The sequence below is a fragment of the Sphingomonas sp. MMS24-J13 genome, assembly GCF_044905095.1.
Classification (GTDB): Bacteria; Pseudomonadota; Alphaproteobacteria; order Sphingomonadales; family Sphingomonadaceae; genus Sphingomonas_I.
On record NZ_CP173258.1, the window covers coordinates 755,691 to 771,974 of the forward strand.

At 63.6% G+C, this 16,284-nt stretch carries 13 protein-coding genes and 1 pseudogene; 4 read left to right on the forward strand and 10 right to left on the reverse strand.

Annotation, left to right across the window (positions count from 1 at the left end):
* Nucleotides 1-121: 121 nt before the first annotated feature.
* The 5 genes from AB4Z44_RS03575 to AB4Z44_RS03595 all read right to left on the reverse strand — a co-directional run bounded on the left by AB4Z44_RS03575 (nt 122) and on the right by AB4Z44_RS03595 (nt 5,839).
* Nucleotides 122-532, reverse strand: coding sequence for a TIGR01244 family sulfur transferase (locus AB4Z44_RS03575; RefSeq protein ID WP_404712706.1), 411 nt, complete (start codon nt 530-532; stop codon nt 122-124).
* Between the two features lie 114 nt (nt 533-646).
* Nucleotides 647-2,815: a TonB-dependent receptor gene (locus AB4Z44_RS03580; protein ID WP_404712707.1), complete on the reverse strand. Its 2,169-nt coding sequence runs from the start codon at nt 2,813-2,815 to the stop codon at nt 647-649.
* Between the two features lie 196 nt (nt 2,816-3,011).
* Nucleotides 3,012-3,977 (reverse strand): FecR family protein, encoded by a 966-nt coding sequence (locus tag AB4Z44_RS03585; RefSeq protein ID WP_404712708.1) that lies wholly within the window; start codon nt 3,975-3,977, stop codon nt 3,012-3,014.
* 33 nt (nt 3,978-4,010) lie between these two features.
* Nucleotides 4,011-4,514 carry an RNA polymerase sigma factor gene (locus AB4Z44_RS03590; RefSeq protein WP_404712709.1) on the reverse strand — a complete coding sequence of 168 codons (504 nt, stop codon included), beginning with the start codon at nt 4,512-4,514 and terminating at the stop codon, nt 4,011-4,013.
* 8 nt (nt 4,515-4,522) lie between these two features.
* Entirely contained in the window at nt 4,523-5,839 is a 1,317-nt protein-coding gene (locus AB4Z44_RS03595) for a lipopolysaccharide biosynthesis protein (protein WP_404712710.1), read from the reverse strand.
* A gap of 110 nt (nt 5,840-5,949) precedes the next feature.
* On the opposite strand from AB4Z44_RS03595, the pseudogene AB4Z44_RS03600 reads away from it, so the two are divergent.
* Both AB4Z44_RS03600 and AB4Z44_RS03605 read left to right on the forward strand, forming a co-directional pair.
* Nucleotides 5,950-7,185: pseudogene (locus AB4Z44_RS03600) on the forward strand (hypothetical protein).
* Nucleotides 7,186-7,226: 41 nt separating this feature from the next.
* Nucleotides 7,227-8,144, forward strand: a complete 918-nt coding sequence (locus tag AB4Z44_RS03605; protein WP_404712711.1) for a formyl transferase — start codon at nt 7,227-7,229, stop codon at nt 8,142-8,144.
* Between the two features lie 23 nt (nt 8,145-8,167).
* Here AB4Z44_RS03605 and AB4Z44_RS03610 read toward each other — a convergent pair whose 3' ends face one another.
* The 4 genes from AB4Z44_RS03610 to AB4Z44_RS03625 form a co-directional block, all read right to left on the reverse strand.
* Complete coding sequence (locus AB4Z44_RS03610) at nt 8,168-8,572, reverse strand: hypothetical protein (RefSeq protein WP_404712712.1); 405 nt, start codon at nt 8,570-8,572, stop codon at nt 8,168-8,170.
* A gap of 28 nt (nt 8,573-8,600) precedes the next feature.
* Nucleotides 8,601-9,974, reverse strand: a complete 1,374-nt coding sequence (locus tag AB4Z44_RS03615; protein ID WP_404712713.1) for a class II 3-deoxy-7-phosphoheptulonate synthase — start codon at nt 9,972-9,974, stop codon at nt 8,601-8,603.
* Nucleotides 9,975-10,146: 172 nt separating this feature from the next.
* Nucleotides 10,147-11,592, reverse strand: a complete 1,446-nt coding sequence (gene cysS, locus AB4Z44_RS03620) for a cysteine--tRNA ligase (RefSeq protein WP_404712714.1) — start codon at nt 11,590-11,592, stop codon at nt 10,147-10,149.
* Nucleotides 11,593-11,725: 133 nt separating this feature from the next.
* Nucleotides 11,726-11,914 (reverse strand): hypothetical protein, encoded by a 189-nt coding sequence (locus tag AB4Z44_RS03625; protein ID WP_404712715.1) that lies wholly within the window; start codon nt 11,912-11,914, stop codon nt 11,726-11,728.
* Nucleotides 11,915-12,167: 253 nt separating this feature from the next.
* On the opposite strand from AB4Z44_RS03625, the gene AB4Z44_RS03630 reads away from it, so the two are divergent.
* Together AB4Z44_RS03630 and AB4Z44_RS03635 are read left to right on the forward strand one after the other, a co-directional pair.
* Nucleotides 12,168-14,456 (forward strand): glycosyltransferase, encoded by a 2,289-nt coding sequence (locus AB4Z44_RS03630; RefSeq protein WP_404712716.1) that lies wholly within the window; start codon nt 12,168-12,170, stop codon nt 14,454-14,456.
* Between the two features lie 146 nt (nt 14,457-14,602).
* Nucleotides 14,603-15,883: a glycoside hydrolase family 130 protein gene (locus tag AB4Z44_RS03635; RefSeq protein ID WP_404712717.1), complete on the forward strand. Its 1,281-nt coding sequence runs from the start codon at nt 14,603-14,605 to the stop codon at nt 15,881-15,883.
* Nucleotides 15,884-15,919: 36 nt separating this feature from the next.
* Here the strand turns inward: AB4Z44_RS03635 and AB4Z44_RS03640 are convergent, their stop codons facing one another.
* Nucleotides 15,920-16,153 carry a PspC domain-containing protein gene (locus tag AB4Z44_RS03640; RefSeq protein WP_404712718.1) on the reverse strand — a complete coding sequence of 78 codons (234 nt, stop codon included), beginning with the start codon at nt 16,151-16,153 and terminating at the stop codon, nt 15,920-15,922.
* Nucleotides 16,154-16,284: the final 131 nt, after the last annotated feature.

The following is a 16,284-nucleotide window of genomic DNA, read 5'->3' on the forward strand; positions in this document are numbered from 1 at the left end:
CCCCGAAGCTCCACAAGTTTGGGACGGCAATAGCCGCTCCCTCCAGGGGTTCCTCCTGCGAACGACTGGCCGGCGAGGCAACTCGCCGGCCTCTTTTTTAAGGCGGGAGAGGCGAAGGGCTTTAGGTCAGCGCGTGGCGGATCGGGCTCAGATCATACCCCGCATTTGCTGCCTTCGCGATCAGTTCATCTCCATCCTTGCCCATCGATGCGCTCGCCAGTGCCCACAGGAAGGTTGAGCGCGTGCCCGAGCGGCAGAAAGCCAGTACCGGTCCGTCGGCGGACTCCAGCGCAGCCGCCATTGCCACGACTTGCGCTTCCGAAAAGCCCGAATGATCAACCGGGATCGCCTCGTACGTCAGCCCTGCGGCCTTCGCCGCCGCCTCGATCGCCGCCCCCTTGGGCTGGCCGTCCTGCTCGCCGTCAGGGCGGTTGTTGATGATGGTGGTGAAGCCTTGCGCCTTGGCCTCGGCGACGTCCTCGGGCGTAATCTGGCCGAAGACCGAGATCGTATCGTCGAGCGTGCGGAACATCAGTCTCTCCTCAATAAGCGAGCGCACAACCGTCGGCACGGCGCGCATTCACGCTGCAACACCATTCTCACGATACGGCAAGGGATGGGCGCGCGGAGGATATCTTTCTGATCGCTAGAAGCTCCGCTTGATTCCCAGCCGGAAGGTGCGGGGGCGCAGCGGCGTGATTTCGTCGCGGAAGGCGACGCCGAAAGGATTGCCGATCGCGAAGCGGTTGCCTCGCGTATTGAGGATATTGTCCACGGTCAGCGAAAGTGTGAAGGGTTTCAGGCCGAGCTTCGCTGCCGCACCCGTTTGCCAATATCTGCCGTAAGGCAAATCCAGCACCGGCCCCACGCCGAGGCGCGAGGCGCCGACATAGCGGGCATTGGCTTCGAGCCCGAGGTCGCCCCAATGAAGCTTATGGCTCCAGACGGCGGCCATCGTGGCCGAGGCGCCCGGCGTGTCGGGCAAGGGGCGGCTACCCGACGCGACGAAACCGGGAAGCGGATCGACCAGCCGGCTGCGATTGACGAACACCGCGCCGGTCAGCTTGAGCCCGACGATCGGTATCCAATCGAACGAGCCTTCGAACGAGAGGATGCGCCCGTTGCCGACATTCGCGGTGTAGGGAAAGCCGCCGAGCGACACGAGATCGGCCTGGATGTCGTTCCAGCGCGCGTAAGAAACCGATCCCACCGCGGCGAGCCCGGTCGCGCCGCGCCGGACCAGACGCAGGCCGATTTCGCCGACCTTGATCTTGTCGTCCTCATAAGTCGCGACGCGCCCGGCGCCCGGGGCCACCGCCAGGCCGCCGGTGCGGAAGCCCTGCTGATATTGGCTGAACAAAGTCAGGTTGCGGGCGAGCCTCAGCGACAGCGCCACTTCGGGATCAACGCGGGAAGACGATCGGCCGCGGATGAAGGGACTGCGCGTTACGGTCGAGGGATCGCCGTCCATCCGTGCATGGGTGTAACGTACGCCCCCGGTAATCGACAACGCCGGTCCCAGCCGCTGCGTGGACGATGCGAATACCGATTGCTCTTCGGTCCGGTTGGTCACGCCGATCAGGTCGCGCGGGGTGGCCAGAAAGCCATATTGCCGGTCCTTGCCGGTCACATCGTGCACGTAGGATGCACCGATCAGCCAACTGCGGCCGTTCGAAAGCTCACGCGAGAGCCGCACTTCCTGCGTCGTCAGCTTGATGGTGTTATGCTCGTCATAAGCAACCGGCATGGGAAAGCCGGGGCGCGTTGCATCGTAGCGCTGATCGGTCTGATGGATGACGCGCCCGGTGGCCGAGACCAAACTCAAGCCACTATCCCACGTCTTGGTGATCACCAGCCGGCCGAGCTTGTAATTGTCCTTGAACGGCTGCGGGATCGCCGAACGGCGGGTGAGTGGCGGGTCTTCGATCAACGCATATTGCAGATCGGATTGCCGGTCCTTCTGGATGATACCGCTGGCGTCGATCGTGAGGCTGTAAATGGGGCGTAGGCGGATGCTGACGCGGCCGCCGACTTCGCTCGAGCCGTTGATGTTGCTCAGGCCCCGGCCGGGATCGTCGATATAGCCGCCCTGGACGTTGCGATATCCGACGAGGCGAATGGCGCCATGATCCTCCCATGGGGCGAGGTTGAGCATCGCCGCGAGATCGTAGCCGATCGCGCCATGCGATGTGGCGGTGGTGCCCATGTCGATCGATCCGGTGGCCCCGTCGAGCGAGGGCGGTCGCGGCGACAAGCGGATGATTCCGCCGATCGATCCGGCGCCGTAGAGCGCGCCCTGCGGGCCTTCGAGGATCTCGACGCGATCCAGATCATATAGGTTCAGGTTGGGATCGGGCCCGTTATAGCCGGTACGGACATCGCCGAAATAGGTGCCGGCAGTCGCCTGCGTCGGCCCGGTGAAGCTTGAATCGGCGACCCCGCGGATGAAGAGCTTGTTGCGGCCCGATCCCAGCTCGGTCGATTGCAGCATCGGCGTCTGACGCAGCAGGAAGGATTGGCCGTCACCTCCGTCGGCCCCCCAGGCATCGTCGCCCATCGGGATGACTGTCACGCTGCCCGGGTAAAGTGCGAGCGAGATTTCGCGTTTGGCGCCGCGCACGACGATATCGCCCGATCCGATGTCGATCGGTGTCGGCGTAAGGCGCGACGGAAGCGGCTCGCGTTCGACGGATCTGGAGCGTGGGGGCGGGGCCGGAGGAGGGCGCCGGACCAATCGATACGTAGCCGGCGCCACCATCCTGGCCGTGAAGGGGGTACTGGCGAGCAGGCGAGCGAGCGCGGCATCCACGCTCATCTTGCCGTTCAACCCTGGGGAAGCGATGTGCGACAGTCCGGTGTCGATGCCGCCAATGTCGATCTGTGCTTGCTGTGCGAGTGCCGACAATGTTGCGCTGAGCGAACCCGACGGAACGACAAATCTCTGCCGCCCCGCAGCGGCCCCGGCCGGGGCCGCATTCAGCGTGGCGGCAATGACGATTCCGAGAAGGGTCCTAGTGGGCACCGCCCGATTTAGGCCGGATCACCCAGTTTGGTCCATCCCGGTACAATTCCGCATTTGCAAGCGCCGCAAGACTACGAACCACCTCATCCGAGGGCCGATCGAGCCGCAAGGTGCCGGTAAACAGCCGTGCGCCCATTTCGGGAGCAACCGAGACATGCGCACCGGTAGACCGGCTGACGTCGTCGACCACCGTCGTCAGTGCGGCGTCGCGGAAATCGAGATGGCCATCGGCCCAGCCGCCGACGCTTTGTTCGTCGACATGACTCAAGGTCACGCGGTCCTCGCCATCGCGCATCGCCAGCGCCATGCCCTTGGTCAACGAGACTGCCTCATGATCGGGCTGGTAGAGCACCGAGCCTTCGGAAACCGCGACCCGCAGCGCCGAGCCAGAGCGGGCAACATTGAACACCGTGCCGACGTCGCGCAGGGTAACGCCGCCCGAGCGCACCTCGAACGGATTGCTCGCATGATGGACAACGTGGAAGATCGCTTCGCCGCGCTCCAGCATGGCGGTGCGCGGCTGATTGCGATCGAGGACCAGGCGCGTGCCACCGTTCATGTCGACCCGTGTGCCATCCGCCAGCGTCACCGAATGACGCATGCCAGGCTGGGTTTCGACCGTATAGGAATCGGGAGTTATCGCCGCCGGCATGAAGGCGAGCCACGCCGCCGCCGCAGCTGCCACCAGGCCGCCGCCCGCCCCGCCCCAGCGCAGCCAATTTCGTGGGCGCCGGAAGGGCATCACTACCGGATCTTCATGTTCGATTTCGATGAGCTCGATCCGCGCGGGGCTGAGCGCAGCGCTTTCCAATGTGATCTGGTCATAGGCTTCGGCATGCGCCGGATCGGCCTCCAGCCAGCGGACAAAGCGGTGCCATTCCTCGGCACCGGCCTGTTCAAGGCCGATGTGCCAGGCAATCGCCTCGTCCATCGCGGTTTCGACCGAGCTACTCACAACAAACCCCTGTACCCTTACATGATGGAGACGTCACAATCTGGCAATGTCCACACCATTTTCTTGCGCTGCGGAATGAATCGCCCGGTAGGCCCGGTGAAGATGCTTCTCGACCGCGCTGATGCTGATACCTTCGTCGGCGGCGATATCCTTGCGTGAGCGTTCGTCGAACCGATAGGCGCGGAAGATCGCCGCAGTGCGGTGGGGTAATCGCGCCACCGCATTTTCGAGCGCGATAAGCCGTTCGCGCGAGATCAGGAGGTCCTCGGCGGTCGGAAAATCGGAAGCCTCGGATTGCGTATCGAGCCAGGCTCCGTCGCGCGCATTGCGACGCGCTTCCGACCGGCGCCGATCAAATGCAAGATTGTTGGCCATACGGAAGAGGTAGGCGGCGGGGTCTGCCACCGGGCCCGATGCGGCGCCTTCCAACCGCAGCCAGAGATCCTGCATCACGTCTTCGGCCGCTTCGGGGTCACGCAGTCGCGAGGTGAGCAGGCGCAGCAGCATGGGCCGTTCGGACAGGAAAACCGCCTTCAAGCCTGCACTCATGCCCGACGATCCCGAACGCGTGCGAAGAAAAAGGTCAGCATGATTGCCGCCGCCATATTTTGGGCGATTGCATGCCAGCCCGCCCCGTTCACGTCCAGCCAAAGCAGCAAGACGGGTAGCAGAGGGTAAAGCACGATGTTGGAGACGAGCGCCGCCGCCACCGATTTGCCCGGCTGCCCCATCGCCGTCAGGCCGGCGCCGAGCGGTGTCGTCGTCAGCACCAGCGCGCGGCCGACCGCGATGAGCAGCATGAGTCCCGTGCCGCCGGTAAACGTGCTGCCGCCGATCCAGACGAGAAGCTTGCCCCCTACCACCGTCAGGGCTGCCAGCACGATCAACGATCCCAGCCCGGAAAGGCCGACGCTGCGCCACACGGCCAGCCTGAGCGGCCTGCCGCCACCGCGCGCAGCGAGATCGGCCAGCACCGAATAGGACCCGCTCGCCAACAGGACGGCGGGTTGTTGCAGGACGTTGGTGGCGCGTTGCGCCAATGCGAACAGGCCGGCCGCGGCGGGCCCCATCATCCAGCCGACGGTCAGCGGAACGAGCTGGGGCGCCAACTCGCGCAGCGTGATGTCGAAATTGGTGGTGAGGATGAAGCGCGCCAGTCCTGCATTCTCGCGCGTGGCGCCGCGCCAGCTACCGAACACCCGTTCGCCCTCGACCAGCCGGGTCCATGACTGCCACGACAGCAGCCACATGGCGAGACCTTCAGCCAGTGCCGAGAACAGCCACACGCCGAGATAGGCGATCAGCCCGCCACTCATCGCCCAGGCGATCGCGACGCCCACCATCCGCGCGATCGGCGAGACAGTCTGGTGGACGGCGATCAGATCGAACCGGCCGGCGAGCTGGAGGATGCCTTGCGGGGTCGCGCGCACGGTCGCAAGCACGGCGAGGCTGTAGGGCAAGGCGAAGCGGATCGTCTGCTCGGACCAGCCGAGTCGTGGGCCCACGATTGGCGCCATGATCGCCGCGACCGCCACTGCGAACGCGCCGCAACCAAGCTCGACCACGGCCATGAAGCGAATGATCCTGGCGAGGCTGGCTTTGTCGCCGCGCTCGATCGCGATCGCGCCGTAGCGGACCACTCCGTGAAACCCGGAGAAAGCGAGAGTGCTGCCGAGCAGCAGCGCGTAGGCGTTGACCAGCACGAGCACGCCATAGCCTTGGGCGCCCAGCACGCGGGTGACGATGACCAGATAGACCAGGCTGAGCAACCCGGCAGCTGCCTTGCCGGTGACGAGCTGGCCGACGTTCAAGAAAATGCGCGCAACGGGTGATCGCACGGCGGCCTGACTCGTGATGGGCAATTCGCTTTCCGGGAGAAGGGTTTACTTGGCGATTTACGCACGGATGCTCGGGATCGACACTCTTTCGTCGAAAAAAAGTTCCGCCGTTCCGAATTTTTTTAGCTTTTTTGATGTGGGCCGCCCATGAGCGCAACGTCATGCGCTATGTGAGGATCGGCTTCTTTTTCAACCACGACCAGGTTCACCAGGTCGCACACTCGCTGCCGATAGCGTTGGCCCTGATGCGCACGCCCGGAACGAGCGTGGTGGTTGCCACTACCAACGATCGCCTGAGTGCCGAGGTTCGCCGCCTGGCGCGCAAGGCCGGTGTGATCGTTCCGCTGATTTAGCTAGGGCTGCGCCGTGTATCGAGCCGGTTCGCTGCGCGCCGGCTCGAGGGCCTCGTGCCCGCCGCGAAGCTTTGCATCTATCGCGACAATCTCGATTTCTTCCGGACGCTCGATGCGCTGGTCGTTGCCGAGAAGACATCGCTGATGCTCAGGACCCGGTACGGGCTCGAACATCTCAAGATCATCCATACCCGCCATGGCGCTGGGGATCGCGCGATCGGCTTCAACAAGATCAGCCAGCAGTTCGATCACACGCTCGTGTCGGGCCCAAAGATCCGCGAGCGGCTGATCCGCGATGCTGGTGTCTCGCCCGACCGTTTGAGCATGGTCGGCTACCCGAAGTTCGATCTGATCGATCAGGCTGGACAGGCGCCTCTGTTCGACGATCCCCGCAAGCCGACGGTGCTGTACAATCCGCATCCATCGCCGCATCTGTCGTCCTGGTACAAGCATGGTTTGGAAGTGCTCGAGCATTTTCTGGCCGACGACCGCTTCAATCTGATCTTCGCGCCGCACGTGATGCTGTTTCACCGCAAGATGGTCGTGACGATCGACAAATTCCGCATCGATCGCCCCGGTCGCATTCCGGCGCGCTTCCATGATGCACCCAACATCCACATCGACACGGCCAGCGCCGCGCTCACCGATATGAGCTATACGAATGCGGCGGACATCTATCTCGGCGACGTGTCGAGCCAGGTGTATGAATTCCTCCACCAGCCGCGCCCGTGCATCTTCCTGAACAGCCATCGCGTGGACTGGCGGGGCGATCCCAACTATTTGCATTGGCAGTCGGGTGAGGTGATCGATGGCCCCGATGCCCTCGGATCTGCGCTGGCACGTGCGGAAGCCAGCCATCACCGATATCGTCCGGCGCAGCGTGACCTGTTCGTGCGCAGCTTCGATCTGACCGCCGAGCCTTCGGCCGACCGCGCGGCGCGTGCGATTTTGAGCGTGCTGTCGCCAGCCCCTGCGATCCCGCTCGCGGCTCCGGGCCGGCTCATCGAGGCAGCTTAGGCCGCTTGCCGCTGCGCGCGGTGGATGCGACAGGCTGATCCATGGGTTTACGCAAGGATATTTGGCGTCCCGCGATCATCCGCGCGAGCTTCGAACAGATTGCAGCCGCCGGGTCGATCCAAGGGTTCGATCTGCAGTGGCTGCCGCCGATGGGTTCGTTCCAGTTCCTCGCGGATCCGTTCGGCTGGTGGCGTGACGGCAAGCTCCATGTCTTCGTCGAAACCTATGATTATCGCATCCGCATCGGCGCGATCGAGGTTTTGACCTACGACGCCGATCTGAAGCTCATCGACCGCGCGCCGGTGCTCAACGAGTCGTGGCACCTGTCCTACCCGCTCATATTCGAGGGCGAGGGCGAGACCTGGATGCTGCCCGAGGCGCATCGCTCGAACGGGCTGACGCTGTATCGCGCGGTCGATTTCCCGACGCGGTGGGAACCGGCACACCGGATCGCGCTCGATCATGTGCCGGTGGATGCGACGCCCCTCTTCCATGACGGCCGCTGGTGGCTCTTCTACACCTCCGCCAGCCGCGAGCCCGACAAGATGAGCGCGCTTCACATCGCATATGCCGATCGGCTGGCGGGGCCGTGGACGCCGCATTCGATGAACCCGGTGCGGGTGGACTCGTCCTCGTCGCGTCCGGGCGGAACGGCGCGGGTGGTCGACGATGTGGTGACGCTACCGGTGCAGGATTGTTCGGCCACCTATGGCGGAGCGATCCGGCTGCTACGCTTTCCAGTGCTGACGGTCGACCGGGTGGAGATGAGGGCGGGAGAGCGAATCGAGGCGCCAGTCGGGTTCGCGCCTTATGTCGAGGGGCTGCACACCTTGGCGGCGGCGGGGGATATGACGTTGATCGACGTGAAGCGGACCGAGCTTTCGCTGCAGGGCCTGTCTATCGAGGCGATGCGTGAAGCGAGGAAATTGGTGCGCCGTTGCGTAAGCGGTTTCCGTTAGTCCCGGCGCGATGCGCCGGGAGGCTAGCGATAACGGTAGCGGCCGCCATTGCTGGTGAGGAAAGAAAAGGTCGCGCTCGACGAATTGCCCAGGGGCACAGTCGCCGTACCGTAGAGCGCGTGGCCGCCATTGGAGCTTACCTCCATCCCGATCTCGCCATGGACCTTGTGGTCGAGCCCATTGATCGGCGGTTCGCGCAACGCGCGAGCGGCGCCATATTCCAACGCGGCTTCGCGCTGTTCGGGCGACAGGCGAATCGAGTCCGACGAAAGCTGCGAGACGGGCGCATCGTCAGCCGCGAGGCCAGGCGCCGCGGCCGCGATCAGGATCGCTACGCCGATTGCCGTCATGGGGGAAATGCGCACCGAAAACTCCTTGTAGCGGAGGGTGATGCGCGTCGCTGCATTGCCCGGCGGTGAATGAACCATGCCCCTCCCCGGAAGGAGGGGCATCATACTATGCCGCGCGCTTTTCGCGGTCGCGCATTTCCTGATTGAGCATTTCGGCCAACAGGAATGCCAGTTCGATCGACTGGCTGGCATTCAGGCGCGGATCGCAATGCGTGTGATAGCGATCGGCCAGGCCCTGTTCGGTGACCGCGATTGCGCCGCCGGTACATTCGGTGACGTTCTGGCCGGTCATCTCGGCATGGATGCCGCCGCCATGCGTGCCCTCGGCGCGGTGGACCGCGAAGAAGCCGCGCACTTCGGTCAGGATTCGCTCGAACGGGCGCGTCTTGTAGCCGTTGGCGGCCTTGACGACGTTGCCGTGCATTGGATCGCAGCTCCACACGACCGGACGCCCCTCGCGCTTCACCGCACGGACGAGCGAGGGCAGATGCTTCTCGATCTTGTCATGTCCGTAACGCGTGATGAGCGTGATACGGCCGGGCTCGCGCGCCGGATCGAGCGTGTCGAGCAGACGCAGCAGTTCGTCAGGATCTAGGCTCGGGCCGCACTTGAGCCCGATTGGATTGCCGACGCCGCGCAGATATTCGACGTGTGCCGAGCCTTCGAAGCGGGTGCGATCGCCGATCCACAGCATGTGTGCCGACGTATCATACCATTGGCCTGTCAGGCTGTCCTGACGGGTCAGCGCCTGTTCGTACTGGAGCAGCAAGGCCTCATGGCTGGTGTAGAAATTGGTGCCGTTGAGCTGGGGCACCGTCTCCGGGCTGATCCCGCAGGCGGCCATGAAGCCGAGCGCATCGCCGATCCGGTCGGCAAGCTGCTGATATTGCGCCGCCCAGGCCGAGCGACCCATGAAATCGAGCGTCCAGGCGTGCACCTGCGCGAGATTGGCATAGCCGCCCTGCGCGAAGGCGCGCAGCAGGTTGAGCGTCGCGGCCGATTGCGAATAGGCCTTCACCATCCGCTGTGGATCGGGATTGCGCGATTCCGGCGTGAAGGCGATGTCGTTGACGTTGTCGCCGCGATAGGAGGGCAGTTCGACGCCGTCGATCGTCTCGGTCGGGGCCGAGCGCGGCTTGGCGAACTGGCCCGCCATGCGGCCGACCTTCACCACCGGCAGCTTCGACGCATAGGTGAGGACGACCGCCATCTGCAGCAGCACGCGGAACGTGTCGCGGATGTTGTTGGGATGGAATTCGGCAAAGGATTCGGCGCAGTCGCCGCCCTGGAGCAGAAAAGCCTGACCGTTCGACACGCGTGCCAGATCGGCCTTGAGCGCGCGCGCCTCGCCGGCAAAGACCAGCGGCGGATAGCGGCGCAATTCGGCTTCGGCAGCCGCCAGGGCTCCCTGATCGGGATAATCGGGCAATTGCCTTGCCTCGTGCGTGCGCCAGCTTTCGGGCGTCCAGTTCGTCGCCATTATAAGTCCTTTCGTGGGCGCAGCCTTTGATGGAAGGCGGCGCCGAACGCAAGGATAAGGGTGCTTGGGCAGGGCGAGGCGGAGCTATTAGCCCCAGATGCGATCGGGTTGCCGCGCGAGAATATATTGCGGTTCGACGCGGTATGATTCCTGAGCGCGCCGTGAGGAGCTTTTAGTCCAGCTTAACCTTCCATTCCCAACGGAGCGGATCGCCGTCCATCACCTCAACGCCGTCGGCGATCAGGCCGTCGCGGATCGCATCGGAACGGGCGAAATCCCTGGCCGCGCGGGCCTGCTGGCGTTCGTCGAGGCGGGCTTCGATTGCTCTGGGTGTCAGCGCCGCGTCAGCAGGGGGCTGGCGCAGCGCCTCGCGCGTGAGCGTCAGCAGGTTAAGGCCGAGCGTCGCGTCGAACGCATCGAGCGTTGCCAGCCGATCGATGGCCGAAAGGCGCTTGTCGGCCAGCATCTCGTCGAGCGCGACCAAGGCCTGGGGGGTGTTGAGATCATCAGACAGTGCCGCATCCAGACGGTTGAGATAGGCCTGTGCCGGTATTCCGGGTTCATCCGCGAGCGGCAATTTCCGCACCGTCAGCACCAGCCGCTTGAGCCGCGTCAGCGCTGCCACCACCGCTTCGGGGCTGAACTCCAATTCGCTGCGATAATGGCCCGACAGGCAAAGCAAACGGTAGGCGAGGGGCGGCACCCCGCGCTGGATCAACGATTGCAAAGTCGTGAAACCGCCTGCCGATTTCGACATCTTTCCAGCGCGGTCGACCAGAAAGTTGTTGTGCATCCAGAAGTTCGCGCCGGTAAAACCGGGTTGCGCATCGTTGCAGCCACAATAGGCCTGATTCTGCGCGATCTCGTTGGGATGGTGGATTTCGCGATGATCGATGCCGCCCGTGTGGATGTCGAACGGCTCGGGCCCGAGATATTTGAGGCTCATCACCGAGCATTCGAGATGCCAGCCGGGAGCGCCTTTCCCCCATGGCGAATCCCATTCCATCTGACGCTTTTCGCCCGGCGGCGATTTGCGCCAGATCGCGAAATCGGCCGGGTTGCGCTTGCCCGTGACCGGGTCGATCCGGCTCTCGCCCTCGTCCGAAACGGTTCGCGCGAGGCTGCCATAATTGGGCACCGTCGTGACGTCGAAATAAAGCCCGCTTTCGATCTCGTAGCAATGATCGGGTGCGATTCGCTCGGCGAACGCGATCATGTCGGCGATATGATCGGTCGCGACCGACCATAAGGACGGATCCAGGATGTTCAGGTCCCTAAGGTTCTGCTTGAAGGCTGCCGTGTAGAAGGCCGCAACCTCCCAGATATCCTTGCCGAGACCCGCGGCCGCCAGCTCCATCTTATCCTCGCCGGCGTCTGCATCCGACGTGAGATGGCCGACGTCGGTGATGTTGATCACGTGGCGGACTTGGTAGCCTTTCCACGTCAGTGCCCGGCGCAGCGTGTCGGTGAAGACATAGGCGCGCAGATTGCCGAGGTGGGCGAAGTTATAGACGGTCGGCCCGCAGCTATAGACCCGCACCAGATCGGGATCGGCCGGGCTAAAAGGCTCGAGTGCGCGGGTCAGGCTGTTGAAGAATGTGAGCTGGGCTTGCGACATGGCGGCCCGTTAGCGGGTTCCGGCGTTCGGGGGTAGTTGTCGTATCGATCTGCCCGGTGCCAAAGCAAAACGGGCGCCCGTTGCCGGGCGCCCGTTCCGAAACTCGTGATCCGCCCTTAGGCGAAACGCGGATTTACGACTTGTTCGCTTCGACCGCGTCGGCGGCGTCGTGCGCGTTGGTCGCGGCGTCCTCGAGATTCTCACCAGCGTTATCAAGCGCATTGGCGGTCGCGTCGGTCGCGTTTTCCGCCGGCGTCTGCTTGCTGCACGCACCCAAGGTCATCAGGCCGGCAGCGGCGAGAACAAAGACTACCTTCTTCATCCAACCACTCCATGGAAATATTACGGGCCCGGCCCGAATGCCGTCCGTAACGCTCCATTAGCGCGGTAAAGAGCTCCGTCAACGCGAAATTTGGCAGCGAGTCCGCACGGTTGGGCGCAATATGTTGCGACGCACAACCATTCGTGCAACCTTTCGCCGTTATCGGCATTGTTATGAAATCACAGTTAATTCGGGCATTTCCCGACACTTTCGGGGACGGTTCGAACCCCAACGCGGAGCAGGCAGCAGGCATATGGATCAATCGATCGGTCGCACCGGCATTCGGCGTATAGCACTCGTCGGCAACAGCCCGCCGCGTTTGTGCGGGTTGGCGACCTTCACCCGCGACGTGCGTGACGCGATCAGTACGGTTTATCCCGAAATTGCGGTCGATCATTATGCGATGAACGATCCGAATGGTTCCTACGATTACGGGCCTGAGGTGACCTGCCAGATCGCGCAGGAGGAAATCGCCGACTATCGCATGGCCGCCCAGCGTATCAACGAGAGCAATGCCGATCTCGTTCTGGTTCAGCACGAATACGGTATTTTTGGCGGTCCGGCGGGCGCGCATCTGCTGAAATTGCTCGATCGTGTGCAGGCGCCCGTCGTTGTGACGCTCCACACCGTGCTCGAGCATCCCAACGCCGACCAGCGCGCGGTGATCGAGGGGCTGGCACGCCGCGCCGCTACCCTGATCGTGATGGCTGAAAAGGGCCGCGAGATCCTGATGCGGGTGCATGGCATCGCGCATGCCCGTATTGCAGTCGTGCCGCATGGCGTGCCCGATCGCCCTCTGGTCGAAGCAGATCGCATGAAGCCGAAATTCGGCTTTGGCGGTCACCGCGTCTTGCTGACCTTCGGCCTGCTTTCGCCCAATAAGGGGATCGAGACCCTGATCCGCGCGCTGCCGGCCATCGTCGCAGCCCATCCGGACACGCTTTATGTCGTGCTCGGCGCGACCCACCCGCATCTCGTGGCGCGCGAGGGCGAAGCCTATCGCGATAGCCTCAAGAATCTTGCAGTCGAATTGGGCGTCGAGAATGCGGTGCGCTTCATCGACGGCTTCCTCGATCAGGAAAAATTGCTAGACTACCTGCAGGCAGCGGACATCTACGTCACGCCGTATCTGACCGAGACGCAGATCACGAGCGGCACCCTGTCCTATGCGGTTGCGCTGGGGCGCCCCGTTGTATCCACGCCTTATTGGCATGCGGCCGAATTGCTCGGCGACGGGCTGGGCGTGCTGGTGCCGTTTGGGGACAGCCGTCGCTTTGCCGAGGAGATCATCACCCTGCTCGATGATCCGCAAGGCCTGACCGACATGGGGCGTCGTGCCTACGAGGTCGGTCGCGAGATGATCTGGGCGCGTTTGGCGGAAGCCTATCTGGCGATCGGTGCCGAAGCCGTGCGCAAACGCCCGGTGCGTCTGCCAGCCGGCCGGTCGAGCGAGCGAGTCGCGGTGGTCCCCAAACTCGACGCGGTCGAGCGTATGACCGACAGAACCGGAATGATCCAGCATTCGATCTACGCCATTCCCGATCGGAATCACGGCTATTGCGTCGATGACAATTGCCGCGCGTTGATGCTGATGCACCGCATCGACGGTGAATTGACGGCGCGTGCGGACCAGTTGGCGACGGTGTATGCCTCGTTCGTCCAGCATGCCTGGAATGGCGAACTCGGACGGTTCCGCAATTTCATGGGCTTCGATCGCGGCTGGTTGGAGGATGAAGGATCGGAAGATAGTTTCGGCCGGTCACTATGGTCGGTCGGCGTTACCGCCGCCGAGGCGCGTCACCAGCCGATGCGGCAATGGGCGCTCCATCTTTTCGATCAGGTCGCACCGCATTCGCTGGCGCTGATTTCGCCCCGCACCTGGGCGTTCGCGCTGCTTGGTGCCGATGCGGTTATGCGGGTACACAAGGATCACCCGATCGCCCGCCAGCTGGTCACGACGTTCGGCGATCGGCTGCTGGCTCAGCTTCGGCGCGAACGTCGCGAAGGCTGGATCTGGTTCGAATCGGTGCTGGCATATGATAACGCCCGCCTGCCCGAAGCGCTGATCCGCGCCGGCGAACTGACCGGCAACGATGATATGGTCACCGAGGGCCTGGATGCGCTCGCCTGGCTCGAAAAGCAGCAGAGCAACGAGGAAGGGCGTTTTCGCGCGGTCGGAACGGATAGCTTCAGTCGTCCTTATGCCACGCCCTTGCCGTTCGATCAGCAGCCACTGGAAGCATGGGCCACCATCGATGCGGCGCTCACGGCGCACCGCGTGACGGGCGATCAAAAGTGGCTGGACGCGGCATGGCGGGCGCATGGCTGGTATCTCGGCGAGAACGACCTCGATCTGCCGATCGCGACCACCGTCGATGGCGGATGCTATGACGGATTGATGAGCGACCGGGTCAATCAGAACCAAGGCGCGGAATCGATCCTCGCCTATCAGTTCGCCTGCGCCGCCATGGCACGCGCGGGCGCTGCCGTCGCGGCAAAGCCGCCAGCACGGCTGGCAGGCAGCCGACCCGCGTCCCGTTAACGCCAAGGCAAGGCAGCCGGTGCCAGAAGCACGGGCACCGGCTGGATATGTGCGATTAGGGCTTTATTACCGCGACGAATCCCTCAAGAAGGGAGGAGCCGGGGCCCGGCATTCTGGCCCGACCGAAGAAAAGCCGGGGAGTAAGCTTGCTCGACGTCATCCACAGCGCGTTGCGCCTGCAGGCAGATCCCGCGCGGGTCGTGGTTCGACCCTTTCACATCCCGATCGATGCCGGAGTCACGCCCGGCCGGCCCGGTCGTGTGCGTCGCATCGTCGACAGCGTGCTCGCGCTCGACGAGGAGATGGCCGAGGTCGAACTCGAACTGGTTTTGCGCGATTTCGAGGCGCGCCACTGGCAGACCCGCTCGGTCTTCATGACACGCTATGCGCAGATCGAGACCGCGCTCAGCCTCGACAGCGACGTCATTTCCGAGATCAAGAAGCAGCTGATCGGCGCCTATTTCTGCCACGAATATAGCTATGCCGCTGCGGCGCTGATGAACCCGAGCGTGATTCCGCATCCCGATCAATCGGGGATGTCGGAAGGCGCGATCCGGATCGCGATGTCGCTGCGATCGGTTGGGGAGGGGCATATCTCCTCGGTCGCATTTCGCGAGGGCATTCTCGGGCCCGGCCCGTTGATCGAACTGATGCCTGAGCCCCCCTTCGCGACCGCGGCCGATAGCGCGATCGAGCTCGGCAATGGCGCGATCGAGGTGCATCGCCATCGCGACTCTTCGCTCTCGGGTACCGTGCTTTTCCCGATGACCGCCGCGCAATCGAACGGGTTGGAGGATATGCGCCTCGTCCAGTTCACGCATGACGACGGCGCAGTCGAGTGGATCGGCACGTATACCGCTTATAACGGCGCGGCGATCCGGTCCGAGCTTCTACGAACCAGCGATTTCCGTACGTTTACGCTCGCGCCGATGAGCGGGCCGGCGGCGCGGAACAAGGGCATGGCCCTTTTCCCGCGCAGGATAGGCGGCGAATATATGATGATCGGGCGGCAGGATGGCGAGAATATTTTCCTGCTCAAGTCGGACCGGATGGATACCTGGGGCGAGGGCGAGCTGCTGATCGTTCCGAAATATCCCTGGGAGATGGTCCAGATGGGTAATTGCGGATCGCCGATCGAGCTTGACGAGGGTTGGCTGCTGCTGACCCATGGCGTCGGCGCGATGCGCAAATATTCGATCGGCGCGGTCTTGCTCGACAAGGACGATCCTAGCAAAATCATCGGTCGCACCGCGCAGCCTTTGCTCTCACCGGCGGATCAGGATCGTGAGGGTTACGTGCCCAATGTCGTCTATTCGTGCGGCGGCATGCTGATGGGGGACATGCTTTTCCTGCCCTACGGCGTGGCTGACAGCTCGGTCGCCTTTGCGTTCGTGCCCGTGGCCAGCCTGCTCGAATCGATGCGTTGATCGTCATTCCCGCGGAGGCGGGAACGACGATTAATCTTACGCCTCTCGCCGCGCGTCGCGACGTGCGGTGACCTTTGAGAGCAGGTGAGCGCTCAGCACGGCGACGCCCGCAGCGGCATAAAGGATCGCAGTCACCTCGAAGTTGATCAAGATGCCAAAGACGATCGCGATCCGCAGATAGAGCGGATTGAAACCGAATGCCCCGCCGAGCGCGTGGCAAACGCCGAAAAGGTTGTCGAGCTTCTGCGGGGCGGGAGCGTTGGTCTGCATCGTTCGTGTCCGTAATCGGGAGCCCGGGACCATCCCGGGCGGGGGTTGCAACAAACGATGCAGGGACCGTGCCAAATGCATTTTACGAGCATGCGGCATAGGAATGCGCTCAAGAGGCGCGGTCAGAATTC

Excerpts from the sequence above, each read along its gene's own strand:
- AB4Z44_RS03575 (WP_404712706.1), bottom strand. The coding sequence starts at position 532 with ATGTTCCGCACGCTCGACGATACGATCTCGGTCTTCGGCCAGATTACG.
- AB4Z44_RS03580 (WP_404712707.1), bottom strand. The coding sequence starts at position 2,815 with ATGAGCGTGGATGCCGCGCTCGCTCGCCTGCTCGCCAGTACCCCCTTC.
- AB4Z44_RS03605 (WP_404712711.1), top strand. The coding sequence starts at position 7,227 with ATGGGTTTACGCAAGGATATTTGGCGTCCCGCGATCATCCGCGCGAGC.
- AB4Z44_RS03610 (WP_404712712.1), bottom strand. The coding sequence starts at position 8,572 with ATGGTTCATTCACCGCCGGGCAATGCAGCGACGCGCATCACCCTCCGC.
- AB4Z44_RS03615 (WP_404712713.1), bottom strand. The coding sequence starts at position 9,974 with ATGGCGACGAACTGGACGCCCGAAAGCTGGCGCACGCACGAGGCAAGG.
- cysS (WP_404712714.1), bottom strand. The coding sequence starts at position 11,592 with ATGTCGCAAGCCCAGCTCACATTCTTCAACAGCCTGACCCGCGCACTC.
- AB4Z44_RS03625 (WP_404712715.1), bottom strand. The coding sequence starts at position 11,914 with ATGAAGAAGGTAGTCTTTGTTCTCGCCGCTGCCGGCCTGATGACCTTG.
- AB4Z44_RS03630 (WP_404712716.1), top strand. The coding sequence starts at position 12,168 with ATGGATCAATCGATCGGTCGCACCGGCATTCGGCGTATAGCACTCGTC.
- AB4Z44_RS03640 (WP_404712718.1), bottom strand. The coding sequence starts at position 16,153 with ATGCAGACCAACGCTCCCGCCCCGCAGAAGCTCGACAACCTTTTCGGC.